Origin of the sequence: Lutibacter flavus (genome assembly GCF_900188355.1) — a bacterium.
Taxonomy (GTDB): domain Bacteria; phylum Bacteroidota; class Bacteroidia; order Flavobacteriales; family Flavobacteriaceae; genus Lutibacter; species Lutibacter flavus.
Genome location: NZ_FZNX01000001.1, coordinates 419,754 through 434,608, shown reverse-complemented (window position 1 = coordinate 434,608; position 14,855 = coordinate 419,754). Strand labels below are relative to the sequence as shown.

The following is a 14,855-nucleotide window of genomic DNA, read 5'->3' as shown; positions in this document are numbered from 1 at the left end:
TAAATATTATTTGATTATATGAATCTTTAAAAAGTAAAATACTTTATAAACTAATACATCAATTTCATTTTTAAATTTTCCTCTACTCTTATTTCTCCAGAGTTTTGAAGCTTATTATTAGAATGTGTATTATTTTTAGCACCCCATAAAAGCGCCACTAATTTTACCTTATTATTTTTAAAAGTGTTATTTTCAATAGCTACATTTACAATACCCCTTGTATTCAATAAAATACCATTCTCTTCTTTTCCTCCACATTTTTCAAATGTACTATTGCTAACCTTTAAATTACCTCCAATTGTAGATTCATCATAACCACCTCTGTAATAATCTATCACATTACTTTTAACCTCCTTAAATTTACAATTATCAACAGTTAAATATTCTACGCTGTAATCGCCTTTGTCATTGATTTCTTCTGAAAGTTCAATCCCGTTTTCACAGTTTGAAATTTGACTATTTGCAAAAGTAATTTCTTCAGCAAAGGTTTGCTTATACGCCTTTAATACATATTTAAAATTACTGATTTCACAGTCCCTAACTGACAATCCAAAATGATTAGACATGTTTTCTTTTAAACTTGCAAAAGCATACTGTTTTCCATTTCCGGAAAGCTGAATATTTTTTAAAGTTAAAATACCATATGGATTCAATTCAAATACTGGCAAATCTTCTTTTCCATCAAAAACAATTTGAGCTTTTTCAGTCCCTTTAGATTGTATTGTCAAAGGTTTATCTATCTTTAATGAAGTTGAAATAGTGTAGGTTCCTGCATTCAATTCTAAAATATCTCCTGCATTGGCTGCTGCAATTTTAGCTGCCAAATCTCCTTCTAAAGTAGTTACTTCAATTATGTTAGCTTCATAATCCGGTTTTTCAGAATCATACCAACTTGCACCATATTTTTTCTTATCTAGAATTTTTGGGTCTTTCCCTTGTCCTGCAATCATAGCTCCTAAGCTAACTGAATTTTCTCTTGAAGCTCCAAAAAGATCTGTTTTAATATCCTCAAAACCAAACCCGTGATAAGGTTCAATTTCTGTTGAAATTCCCGTTGGCATGAATATATTCTCCGAAATTTTTGTCAACTCAAAATCACTTGTAATAAAACGATTCTTATCTTTAAAATCGATGCCTTGGTTGTTGATTACGTTACTTTTAAATTTTACTCCATCTGCTTTATCATGCTCAATTATTAAATGTGTATCACCTGCAGTATTATAAATAACATTGTTTGCAACTTCCGTTCTTAAGGCTATAGCTGAACGAATTTCAGACAACGGCAAAACATCTTTTTGAGCAATATTTGTGCCTACTCCAAATTGCCAAGGCGACTTACAATTTACATAGGTATTATAAGCAACTACAACATCGGTTACTTGGTTGTATCTGTTTAAAGGAGATTTTGGAATTCCATTCATAACTGCCAACGGACTTCTAAAGTTCTCACCAATTAAATTGTAGAAATAGTTATTTACAATCCAATGTCCAGTATTTACAATTCTAATTCCTCCAACATTTTTATTTACACCATCACCAATAAAATAATTCCCATCAATTGTACAGTAATTTCCGTGACGTGTTACTACGGAACCTTCACTTTTATAAAATACATTATTTCTAATTATATTAAAATTTGTTTTACTTGAAATAACTTCAACTTCACCATTACACTCCTCAAACAAATTGTTAGCTATCAAAGTATTACTTGGCGACATAGAAGTAAAACTGCTACCTAACTGAATAGTTTCTCCACTTGCCCCTCCTTTTCGAGGTCTAGGCCCAAAATGATTGTATTCTATTTTATGAAAATTTCTTATACTTTGGTTTCCTTTTAAATCTACTCTAACTGTAGGTCCTCTATTTGTTTTCCCTGCAATATAACAATGATCTAAGCTGTTGTGTTTGCCATAAAACTGAACCCATAGATCGTCTTTATCTCGTGATAGCTGATTAAAATCTACGATCACGCAATTGGTTACTTGGCAATTAGTGGCCACCTCTTCCGGGCTGATTCTAAAAGCAATTACGTTTTTTGTAGGCGTGTACCCATTTCTAAAATACAAGCCATCAACTACTAAATAACTACCACCCAACATTAAATTTGAAACACCTTCAATAAATACCTTCCCTGGAGTTTCTGCCCTTAAAACTATAGGAGCATCTTTAGTCCCCTCTCCTTTAAACTCTATAGTAACATCTTTATAACTGCCATTAGCAAGTATAATTTCTGTTCCAGGCGTTGCCTCAGAAATTGCTAAAAATAAGGTTTCTTTAGTTGACACTAACACTTCCTTATTTGTACTCTTATCACACGAAACTAACACTACTAAACATAGTATTAAAACAAGCCTAAAAAATTTTATTGAATTCATTTTAACAAATTTTTAAATTGGTTTACCAGTTTGGTTTACCAAATATATGTATATTTGTGTATTAAACAAGTATAATTTCCTAAATTTAACAATAAATGAGCGCATTAACTTTATCAACCATAAATAAGTTGAAAAACGTAAGCACACCAACTATTGCTTCTTGTTTGTATAAAAAAGGGTTAAAAAATCAATTTATTCAAGATGTTAAACCTTTAAAATTAGGAAAACCAACAATGGTTGGGGAAGCATTTACGTTACGATATATTCCTGCTCGAGAAGATTTAAATCCAATGAGTATTTTTAGAGATCCTAAACATCCACAACGAGTAGCAATTGAAACTTGCCCTAAAGGTGCTGTTTTAGTAATTGATAGTAGAAAAAATGCCCGAGCTGCTTCAGGTGGTGATATTTTAGTGACACGATTAATGAAAAGAGGTGGTGCAGGTATTGTAACCGATGGTGGTTTTAGAGATTCTGCCAATATTGCAAAATTAGCTATTCCTTCATTTCACAGTCGACCTTCTGCTCCAACAAACTTAACTTTACATCAGGCTTTAGATATTAATGTACCTATTGGCTGTGGTGATGTTGCTGTTTTTCCTGGTGATATAATTGTGGGAGACGATGACGGAGTTATGGTTATTCCAAAGGAAATTGCTGATGAAGTTGCTGATGAATGCGTTGATATGACCATTTTTGAAGATTTTGTTTTAGAACAAGTAAACAATGGAAAAACCATAATCGGCTTGTATCCACCAACAAATGAACAAAATTTGATCGATTTTGCTGAATGGCGAAAATTCAAAAATTTATAATTTAAATCTTATTAAAATGCACAAAATAATCTCCTCTTTACTTTTCTTATTTTTATTTCAACATATAGCTATTTCACAAAACAGTTTAGAAATAAAAGTGGCTAACATTACAGAATTTAATGAAGCCATTAAAAAAGCGACTCCGGGTACAAAAATCATACTTAAAAACGGCGAATGGAAAGATGTTCATTTTAAAGCTTTTGGAATTGGAACTAAAGAGGCTCCAATTATAATTTCCGCCGAGACCAACGGCGAAGTTATTATTACAGGAGATTCCAGATTAAATATTGCAGGTAAAAATATAATCGTTTCCGGACTTTGGTTTAAAGATGGCACACCAACTTCAAAATATTTAATTGAATTTAGAAAAGATTCTAAAGATTTTGCTTACAACTGTCGTTTAACAAATTGTACTATTTCAAATTACAATCCTTCAGATAACAGCATAGAAAACCATTGGGTTGATATATGGGGAAGAAACAACCGTGTAGATCACAATAATTTTACAGGAAAAACAAATGGCGGTACTACGTTAGTTGTATGGTTAAAAGGTGACGCACACATTGAAAATAATCATTTAATTGATCATAATTTCTTTGGAAACAGACCTGATTTAGGTGAAAATGGTGGTGAAACCATTAGAATTGGAACCAGCACAAACTCAATGAAATCATCTAAAACAATAGTTGAGTTTAATACTTTTAAACACTGTAATGGCGAAATTGAAATTATTTCAAACAAGTCTGGCGATAATATTTTTAGAAACAACCTTTTTATGGAAAGTGAAGGAACTTTAACGCTTCGCCACGGAAATAATGCCTTAGTTGAAAACAATGTTTTTATTGGAAATAATAAATCAAAAGTTGGCGGTATTAGAATTATAAATGAAGGTCATATTGTTCGTAATAATTTATTAGTAGGTATTCTAGGTGATGATTATAGAGGACCAATAGTGGTTATGAATGGAGTTCCAAATTCACCGTTAAATCGATACAATCAGGTTAAAAATGTTGATATACAAAACAACACATTAATTAATTGCAGTCCAATTCAATTTGGTGCTGGAAAAGATAGTGAAAAAACATTGGCACCAACAAATGTTGTTTTTGCCAATAATTTAATTTCAAACACTAATGGAGGGAAAATTTCAAACGAACAAGATGTTGTTACAGGAATTACTTTTAATGGTAATATTGTAGATTCAGAAGCAACCGTAAACCCTGCACAATTTACAAAAGCAACAATTGATTGGGCTATTTTAAAAGGCTTACCAATGCCAACATCGGCAAATGAAATTTTAAAAACAGTTAATAAAACTGATAAAAGCCCTGAATTTGATATCACAGAAACTAAAAGAGTTAATTACGTTGCAGGAGCATTTAATTTAGACAATACTATTTTACCAAAAGTAATTAATGCAAAATCAGGACCTTATTGGAACCCTATTATTGAGCAGAAAGTAACACCAATAACTGAAACTACAGTAACTATTGAACCTGGTATTGGAACCATAAATAAAGGCATAAAAAAGGTAGGTAAAAAAGGAACTTTAGTATTAAACGCTGGGGAATATATTGTTGAAAAAACAATGAAAATAAATGGAGATATTATTATAAAAGGGAATCAGGGAAATGGTGAAGTAATTTTAAAAATGTCTTCAACTATTGAAAAACCTCTTACGTATTTTTTTAGAGCCAATGAAGGTGCTCGTTTACAACTTGAAAATTTAACTCTGAATGGTGAAGGAAAAACAGCCGTAAAATATGCAATGGTTTCACCAGATGAAAATTTGAATGAAAAATACAGTCTCTTTGTTGATAATTGTACCCTAAAAAACTTTACAAATTCTAACGGAGGTGCTGTGTTTAAAGCCTATGTTGGAACTTTAGCTGATACCATAAGTATAAAAAATTCTAAAATAATTGATAATTATCGCGGGTTAAATCTTTCTTATGAAAAAGTTTTATTTGGAAAATACAATGCTGAAGTTATTATTCTGTACAACACATTATTTAAAAATATAGAAGAATTTGCAATTAATTACGCTAGTAATGGTGTGAATCCAATTAATAAAGGGGGGCAAATACTTGTTGATCAATGCGTGTTTAGTAAAATTTACAATACAGAAAAAGGTTATTTAATTAAAACTAAAGATATTAATTACGTAACAATTAAAAATTCGGTTTTTGAAAATAGTTACGACGTTAAAACTCCAATTAACCTAAATGGAACAAACCATTTAATTAGTAATTGTTTGGTTTATGCATGTGGAGTTATCAAAACATCTGGGCAAACCACTTCTCAAAATATTAAATATAAGAGTCCGAAATGGGAAGACTCAAAATTATTGATTCCACGTGAAAAATCACCTTTGTTAAAGAAAAACAATGGTATTGGAAGAATTGGTCTTTTAGAAAAGTAAAAAAGTATTTGCTAAAAAATGGTCATTGCGAATGATAATGAAGTAATCTCTTGATTTAGAAATACAAAGTAACAGATTACTCGGTTGTTTTCGTGCCTCGTAATGACGTGTGGATTAGTCATTTCGAACCTTTCGACTGTCGCTCAAGACAGGCTAAAGTGAAGCAAACTCATGAATTAGAACTACAAAATCACCTATAGTATGTTTTATTATTGAACTCGTCTCCAAATTTTCCAGATTGTTTCTAAAATTCAAATAAAATAATTAACAATGTCATCTGGTTAAATCACATAAATTTTATGGGTAATAGTCCGTTTAAATAATAGCGTTACAACTTTAAAGTACCAACTGATAATCAAGTTAAAAAAAATAATGCCATTTATTAAGTTGAAACAATCTGTAATTCAATAAATATTATTCTATAAAAAACCCATATTGAAGTAAGCTATTTAAGATCTTAGTTTTCAAAAACTAATAAACCTCATCTTTGAAAGTAATGATAATTATCATGTTACTATTAAAGACCAATAACTATATTTGGTAGTTATTTAATAAAATGCTATGAATAAACAAATACCCCACCTATTTATTATTGCCTTATTTTTATTGAGTTTTACAACTTTAAATGAAATTTGTAAATCTTATAATTCAAATGACACTCCTATAAATATACCCAATAATACATCAGAAGGAGCTAGATCAACTATTGATGTTCCAGAAAATGTAACAATAACCAGTGTTATAATAAACTTAAATATTTCTCATCAATGGGTGGGAGATTTAACATTAACTTTAATTAGTCCAAATGGAACATCAGTACTATTATCAAAAAATAATGGTGCTGAAGGACAAGGCTACTCTAATACAAATTTTGATGATAGTGCTTCAACATCTATAAATGATGGAACCGCTCCGTTTACAGGAACTTTTAGCCCTCAGGAAAATTTAACGATCTTAAATAATGAAGAGTCTTATGGCCAATGGGTTTTAAAAGTAGTTGATTCTGGTCCAGAAGATGTTGGTAATATAATAAATTGGACGCTCGAAATTTGCGGTAATGAAATTATTAGTGATGATGACGAAGATGGAATTATGAATAATTTAGACCTATGTTCAAATACCCCTACCGGTGAATCTGTAAACGGTGATGGATGTTCTGAAAGTCAGTTAGATGATGACGAAGATGGTATTATGAATAATTTAGATATTTGTTCAAATACCCCTACTGGAGAAACAACTGATGTTATTGGTTGTAGTTTATCACAAAAAACTTACGTTCCAGGTGACAATTTTGAGCAAGCTTTAATAGATTTAGGATATGACTCAGGTGGTTTAGATGATTATGTATTAACAGATAATATTAATAGTATTACAATTTTAGATGTTTCTTCTAAAGACATTTCTAATTTAACAGGTATTGAAAATTTTACGTCATTAAAAGATTTAAATTGTTCGTCAAATCAATTAACAAACATCAATATAAGTGCAAATATTGCTTTAGAAGAATTGGATTGTGCATATAATCTATTAAATAATTTAGATGTAAGTAAAAATATAACATTGAGAACATTATTGTGCTCATCAAATCAATTAACAAACTTAAATGTTAGTGCAAATACAAATTTATGGAATTTTTATTGTCGTTCAAACCAATTAACAACTATAGACCTTAGTGCAAATACGGCATTAGCAAATTTTGGTATTGATTGGAATCAATTAACAAGTTTAGATCTTAGTAAAAATAACTCATTGCATTTTTTATCTTGTTCTTCAAATCTATTAGAAGAATTAAATTTAAAAAGTGGTAATAATATAGATTTATTAAATTTTTCTACAACAGATAACCCATTCTTGAACTGTATAGAGGTAGATGATGCTAATTGGAGTGAAACAAATTGGACTAGTAAAGATTCTCACACTTCATTTAGCGAAGATTGCTCAAGTATTGCAGATGATGATAATGATGCTGTAAGCAATGATGATGATCTATGTCCAGAAACTCCAACCGGAGAAGCTGTGAATAGTGATGGTTGTGCTGAAAGCCAGTTAGATGATGATGAAGATAGTATTATGAATGATTTAGATCTATGCCCTAATACGCCTGCTGGAGAAACTATAAATAGCGACGGGTGCTCTTTTTTACAGAAAAATACTTATGTGCCAGATGACAACTTTGAACAAGCTCTAATAGATTTAGGTTATGATTCAGGAGCTTTAGATGATTACGTAACAACTACCAAAATAAATTCAATTACATATTTAAATATAACCACCAAAAACATTTCAAACCTAACTGGTATTGAGGAATTTACAGAATTACAAACTTTATATTGTTATGAAAACAATTTAACAAGTCTTGATGTTTCCAGTAATATTAATTTAAAAAAATTAGCTTGTAGTAATAATTCATTAACCAGTTTAAATGTCTCATCAAATATAAATTTAACTGAATTATACCTTAGCCATAATAATTTAGCAAGTATTGATGTTTCAAAAAATGTTAACTTAAAATATTTAGATTTAAGTGTTAACAGCTTAACAAGTTTAGATGTATCAAAAAATATTAATTTAACCAATTTACATTATGATTCAAATAACTTAACTAATGTAGATCTTTCCAATAATATAGATTTAACCGAATTAATTTCAGCTGATAATCCATTATCTGGTTTAGATGTTTCAAAAAATATTAAATTAGAAGAATTAAATTGTCCCCTAAATAATTTATCTATCTTAGATATATCAAATAATATTGCTTTAACAAATTTATATTGCGATAGAAATAACCTTTCAATCCTTAATGTATCAGCCAATATTAACCTAGAAAGTTTACAATTTGGCGAAAACCCAATAACTACCATTGATGTTTCAAAAAATCTAAAATTACAGCACTTAAATTTTATTGGAGCTAATCTTTCAAACATAAATATATCTAACAATATTAATTTGAACGCCTTGTATTGTGGTTCAAATAATTTATCAAATTTAAATTTAGAAAACAATTTAAAACTACAACGTTTAGATTGCAGAAAAAATAATTTGACAAATTTAAATTTAGAAATCAATACTGAATTAACTGGATTATATTGCCCGGAAAACAGCTTATCCAGTTTAAATCTATCCGCTAATATAAATCTACAAAATTTGTATTGTGGACTAAATAACTTAACAAGTTTAAATGTAAAAAATGGAAATAATTCCAACATAAATTATTTTAATACTACAAACAATCAAAATCTAACCTGTGTTCTAGTTGATGATGAAGCCTATTCAACTTCAAATTGGATATCTATAGATTCTCAAACTTCATTTAGTGAAGATTGCTCAGATATGTCAGACGATGATGAAGACGGAATAATTAATTCTAACGATTTATGCCCTGATACTCCAACTGGAGAAACTGTAAATGCGGATGGATGTGCTGAAAGCCAATTAGACGATGATGAAGATGGAGTAATGAATGATGTAGATTTATGTCCTGAAACGCCAACTGAAGCAACTGTAAATGAAGGTGGATGTGCTGAAAGCCAGTTAGACGATGACAAAGATGGAGTAATGAATGATAAAGATGAATGTCCTGAAACTCCTTCAGGTGAACCTATAGATGAAGTTGGCTGCTCTCTTGCTCCAAAAACTTTTATTCCAGATGATATTTTTGAACAAACATTAATTGATCTTGGTTTTGATGCTATTTTAGATGATTACGTATTAACAGAAAATATTAATAATGTTGCACAATTAGATCTTTCTAATAAAGATATTACTAATTTAGAAGGTATTGAGGATTTTATAAGTTTAACAAATTTAAATTGTGAATACGCAAAACTAACTTCAATAGATATTTCTAAAAATGTAAATTTAGAATATCTTAACCTAAATTACAATCCGCTAACATCAGTTGATATCACTAAAAATTTTAATTTAACAGAGGTAGTAATAGCTGATACTGGTTTAACTTCATTAAATGTTACCAAAAATATAAACTTAGTTAAATTGTCCGTTCCTTATAATAATTTAACTGAATTAAATTTAACCTATAATCTAAATTTGGAATGGATTGCTATTTCAGAAAATTTTATTCCATCTATTAACCTTACTAAAAACACAAAATTAAAAGTTGCTTATTTATATAAAAATCAACTTAATTCCTTAGATGTCTCAAAAAACGGAGTATTACAATATTTAGGCATCTCAAATACAATAATTTCGTCACTTAATGTTTCTAACAATACTGTTTTAACCCAACTTTACACAACAAGTAACCCTTTTTTAACCTGTATTCAAGTTAATGAAAACCAGTTAAACAACATACCTATAAACTGGCAAAAAGATGAAAGCTCTGAATACTCTTTATCTTGCTCCGTTGACAACGATTTTGATAACGATGGGATAGATAATGATAAAGATCTTTGCCCTGATACTCCTGAGGATGAGACTGTTGATGCAAATGGTTGTTCCATAAGTCAATTAGATGATGACGATGACGGAATTATGAATGATAAAGATACTTGTCCCAATACGCCCACTGGAGAATCTGTTGATGAAAATGGATGTGGTGAAAGTCAGTTAGATAATGATGATGATGGTATTATGAATGATAAGGATTTATGTCCTGATACTCAATCGGGAGAAACTGTTGATGAAAATGGATGCGCTGAAAGCCAATTAGATGATGACGAAGATGGTATTTCAAATGGTATGGACTTATGTCCTAATACTCCTACTGAAGAAACAGTTAATGAAACTGGTTGTGCCGAAAGCCAGTTAGATGATGACGAGGATGGTTTTATGAATGATAAAGATCTATGCCCAAATACTCCTAATGGTGAATTTGTTAATAGCAATGGTTGCTCTTTAAGTCAGATAGATGATGATGAGGATGGTATTATGAATGATAAAGATCTATGCCCAAATACTCCTGCTGGAGAACCTATAGATAGTGATGGTTGTGCCGAAAGCCAGTTAGATGATGATGAAGATGGTATTATGAATGATACAGATTTATGCCCAAATACACCTATTGGTGAATTTATTAATAGCAATGGTTGTGCTGAAAGTCAATTAGATTACGATGAAGATGGTATTAGAAATGGTATCGATTTATGTCCTGAAACTCCAATTGGAGAAACTGTAAATAGTGATGGTTGTGCAGAAAGCCAATTAGATGATGATGAAGATGGAGTAATGAATGACAAAGATGAATGTCCTAATACGCCAACTAGAGAAACTGTAAATGAAAATGGTTGTGCAGAAAGCCAATTAGATGATGATAATGATGGTATTAGAAATGGTATCGATTTATGTCCAAATACACTAACTGGAAAAACTGTAAATGAGAATGGCTGTGCCGAAAGCCAATTAGATGATGATGAAGATGATATTATGAATGATAAAGATTTATGCCCTAACTCCCCTTCCGGAGAAACAGTAGATGAAAATGGGTGTACAAATGACCAATTGGATAGTGATAAAGATGGTGTTATAGTTTTTAATGATATTTGCCCTAATACTCTTATCGGAGAAATAGTAGATGAAAATGGCTGTTCGCAAAATCAAATAGATGAAGATGAAGATGGTGTAAATAATAACGATGATTTGTGTCCAAACACCCCAATTGGTGAAATTGTCGACGAATATGGATGTGTCAGAAATCAGTTAGATGATGATAAAGATGGCGTTATGAACGATATAGATAGTTGCCCCGATACTCCAACAGGTTTGGCAGTAGACGAAAATGGCTGCTCTTCTAATGATATAAATAAAACTTACATTCCAGACAGTAATTTCCAAAATGCCTTAATTGAATTAGGATATATTATAGAAAACAATTACATAATTACAAGTGACCTAAATTCAATTACCGAGTTAGATCTTTCTTCTAAAAATATTAAGGATTTAACTGGAATTGAAGCATTTATAAATTTAATTGTTTTAAATGTGAGTGATAATGAATTAACAAGTTTAGACGTATCAAATAATTTTTATTTAAAAGTTTTAAATGTTAGTTCAAATAATCTTTCTGAATTAGATCTTTCAAATAATCCAAATTTAGAAACCTTATATCTTCATAATGATACAGATTCTAATAAATCAAATCATTTTTTAACTGAAAACAATGATAGTACAGGAAATCAATTAGCAAGTTTAGATGTAACGTACAATCCAAACCTAATTGAATTGAACACATTGGGTAATTTTATTGGTTGTATTAAAGTTACACAAACTCAGTTAAGCAATATTCCTACAAGTTGGAAAAAAGAAGAAAGTACTGTCTATTCATTAAGCTGTAAAAGTTTGGCCGATGATGATAATGACGGTATAGAAAATGAAAGTGACAACTGCCCTACTATTGCTAATGAAGATCAATCAGATATTGATAACGATGGTATTGGTGATGTTTGTGATGAGGATAATGATAATGATGGTGTTATAAATAGTGCCGATTCTTGCCCTGAAACTCCATCTGGTGAAACAGTTGATGAAAATGGCTGTGCTGAAAGCCAGTTGGATGATGACAATGATGGTATTATGAATAATGCCGATTCTTGCCCAAATACACCTGAAGGTGAAATGGTAAATGAAAATGGTTGTTCAGAAAGTCAATTGGATTATGATAATGACGGTATTATGAATAATGTCGATTCCTGCCCAAATACGCCTGAAGGTGAATCTGTTAATTTTAATGGCTGTATTGTATTGCCTTCAAATAATTTTACCATTGAAGCTATTGGTGAAACTTGTTCGGATAGTGATAATGGGCAATTAATAATTTCAGCAAATAATTCTTACTATTATCAATTGACATTTAACAATACTAAGTATGATTTTTCTTCAGATTTAACAATTGAAAACATAACACCAGGAACTTATGAAGTTTGTATTGAAGTTCCTGATGTTACTTCTAAACAATGCTATATTATAGAAATAAATGAAGGAGTAACCATATCTGGAAAAACGGTGGTAAATTCCAAAAATACTTCAATTGAAATTAATAAAGGTACTTCTCCTTATAGTGTTTATATTAATGGTAACAAAGTTTTAGAAACTATTTCATCTCTATTAAATATTAATGTAAAACATGGTGATTATGTTGAAGTAAAAACGGCTGTTGATTGTGAAGGTGTCTTTTCAAAAACTGTTGATTTATTTGATACCGTTAAAATGTATCCAAACCCAACAAAAGGAGCATTAGAAATAGCATTACCAATAACTCTTAATAATATAGGTATAGAGTTGTATAACATAAATTCTACATTAATTTCTAAAAAAACCTATACTGTTATAAATGGAAAAGCTCAACTAGATCTTTCAAATATACCTGTTGGAGTATATTTAATAAAAGTGATTTTAAATGATCCCGTAAATATTAAAATTATTAAGGAATAAATAGTTGAAATTTAACTAAATTTAATTCATCACCACCAATTTTAACAACAAAAAAACCCAAGTAAATTACTTGGGTTTTTTTTGTTGTTTTGTTCTAAAAATTAATCTATATCGTAGTAACTTGGTATATCAGATCCATAAGCCCAGCTAGAAATCTGAGATCTTTCACTTCTGGTAATTAGCCTGTCTTTTCTCCAACCATAGGTTATTTTACTTAATTCTCTTGTAAACTTTCTATGTAGTTCTTCCCAATTGTCACCATTGTATGCTTCATTTATTTCTTCTAATAAATCATCAATTTGGTCTGCCATAGTAGTTCCACAATCAACTAAATTATTTTCAATATCGGTACTGTATTCTCCAATACTTAAAAATTCACTTATGTTAGAATTTGGGTGCGCATCATCTTCGTTTAAACAGCCATCACCATCTATATCTTCACAATTTCCAAAAGAAATATTGTCAATACCAACAAAACCTCCTCCATAATATGAATCATAAAGTACAATCTTAGTAATAGATTCTGCTGAGGTAACTCCCCAAAATTGTCCATCATAAGTACTCGGAATGTTTATTGTTGAAGTTCCAAGATATCCAGAATCCCCATATACATCCATAGATACATAAGTGTACCAGTTCCAACTTGAAATATCCATGCTAACACTTGTAACGTTATTGTTTGTAAATTTGATAATTAAGTCTTCATAACCATTTTCAAATAACGCTTTATCTTGGTTATAATAAGAATCTGTCCAAATATAAAGCCCCCAATATTCATCGTAACCTGATTCAAATGAGATGCCTGGTAAAATATACCCTGGTGAAATGAAATAAGTATCAGTATTCTCGTCAAGAATGTTATTTCCATATCCGTCAAAAGGGTAAGTATTATTTATTGTTTGATCAAAACTTTCAGTGGGCAAATCATTACAATGAAAATCTTCAGAATCAAAAAAGAAATTAAGTCCTGAATATATAGGTATTTGCGAAAAGGATGGTCTATTTGATAAAATTTCTCTTTTAGGTAATGAATTAAAATATGTTTGAATATCAACGCCAGCTATTATTGCGTCACCAACAGAATTCAATTCATTTAAATCGGGCACTTTAGTTTCCTCTTTAAACATTTCAGAATTTTCTGGCAAGTCATCTGTTTGTTTTTCACAGCTTGTAATAAAAACTGTTATTAATAGTAGATAAGCGATTTTTGTTAATTGCTTCATAGTTTATGATTTTAATAGTTAGTTAATAAAAATGTTTTAGCTGTATGTAGCTAAATTGCAATGTGTGAATATAACAATAAAAAAATAAGAATGATATACGTGCTACCACGTATAAAATACGTAGGTGTACGTACTATATAAATTGTAACTTTTTTAGTTATCGTTTTTTAGTAAAAAGTTGATAAAATAAAAAGCCTCTTATAATTAAGAGGCCTTTTTAGTATTTGTTGTTAAAAATAAATTAATTAATATCTAAATAAGGAATCTCAGAATTTCTTCCACAACTTGAAATAGCAGATCTTTCACTTCTTGTAATTAGCCTGTCTTTTCTCCACATATAAGTTAGCTTCGCTAATTCTCTCATAAAATCACTATGTAGTTCATCCCAGTTTTCTCCATCATATTGCTCGTTAATTTCTTCTATTAAACTATTAATTTGATCCACCATAGTTGAACCGTTTCTAGAAAATTGATTTTCAATATCTAAATCACAATCTCCAAAATTAAAATATTCTCTAGTGTTTGAGTATGGATAATTGTCTCTAGAATCTCTTACGCCATCGTTATCATCATCATCATCACAAGCATCACCTTCATCATCACCATCATAATTTGCCTGGTCTGCATTTGGTGT

6 protein-coding genes are annotated in these 14,855 nt (G+C 30.1%); 3 read left to right on the top strand and 3 right to left on the bottom strand.

Features of this window, described 5'->3' with window-relative positions:
* Positions 1-50: 50 nt before the first annotated feature.
* Entirely contained in the window at positions 51-2,375 is a 2,325-nt protein-coding gene (locus tag CHB63_RS01900) for a chondroitinase-B domain-containing protein (RefSeq protein WP_089376738.1), read from the bottom strand.
* A 95-nt stretch (positions 2,376-2,470) separates the two neighbouring features.
* Here CHB63_RS01900 and CHB63_RS01895 point away from each other — a divergent pair, with 95 nt between their 5' ends.
* From CHB63_RS01895 to CHB63_RS01885, 3 genes are all read left to right on the top strand, one after another.
* Positions 2,471-3,190, top strand: a complete 720-nt coding sequence (locus CHB63_RS01895; RefSeq protein ID WP_089376737.1) for a ribonuclease activity regulator RraA — start codon at positions 2,471-2,473, stop codon at positions 3,188-3,190.
* Positions 3,191-3,206: 16 nt separating this feature from the next.
* Positions 3,207-5,612: a polysaccharide lyase 6 family protein gene (locus CHB63_RS01890; protein ID WP_089377550.1), complete on the top strand. Its 2,406-nt coding sequence runs from the start codon at positions 3,207-3,209 to the stop codon at positions 5,610-5,612.
* 561 nt (positions 5,613-6,173) lie between these two features.
* Entirely contained in the window at positions 6,174-12,998 is a 6,825-nt protein-coding gene (locus tag CHB63_RS01885; protein WP_089376736.1) for a thrombospondin type 3 repeat-containing protein, read from the top strand.
* Positions 12,999-13,099: 101 nt separating this feature from the next.
* Here the strand turns inward: CHB63_RS01885 and CHB63_RS01880 are convergent, their stop codons facing one another.
* Together CHB63_RS01880 and CHB63_RS01875 are read right to left on the bottom strand one after the other, a co-directional pair.
* A complete protein-coding gene (locus tag CHB63_RS01880) occupies positions 13,100-14,221 on the bottom strand; it encodes a hypothetical protein (RefSeq protein WP_089376735.1) in 1,122 nt (373 codons plus the stop codon).
* 241 nt (positions 14,222-14,462) lie between these two features.
* Positions 14,463-14,855, bottom strand: a 393-nt coding sequence (locus CHB63_RS01875; protein ID WP_176420214.1) for a thrombospondin type 3 repeat-containing protein, incomplete at its 5' end; no start/stop codon positions are given.

Excerpts from the sequence above, each read along its gene's own strand:
- CHB63_RS01900 (WP_089376738.1), bottom strand. The coding sequence starts at position 2,375 with ATGAATTCAATAAAATTTTTTAGGCTTGTTTTAATACTATGTTTAGTA.
- CHB63_RS01885 (WP_089376736.1), top strand. The coding sequence starts at position 6,174 with ATGAATAAACAAATACCCCACCTATTTATTATTGCCTTATTTTTATTG.
- CHB63_RS01890 (WP_089377550.1), top strand. The coding sequence starts at position 3,207 with ATGCACAAAATAATCTCCTCTTTACTTTTCTTATTTTTATTTCAACAT.
- CHB63_RS01895 (WP_089376737.1), top strand. The coding sequence starts at position 2,471 with ATGAGCGCATTAACTTTATCAACCATAAATAAGTTGAAAAACGTAAGC.
- CHB63_RS01880 (WP_089376735.1), bottom strand. The coding sequence starts at position 14,221 with ATGAAGCAATTAACAAAAATCGCTTATCTACTATTAATAACAGTTTTT.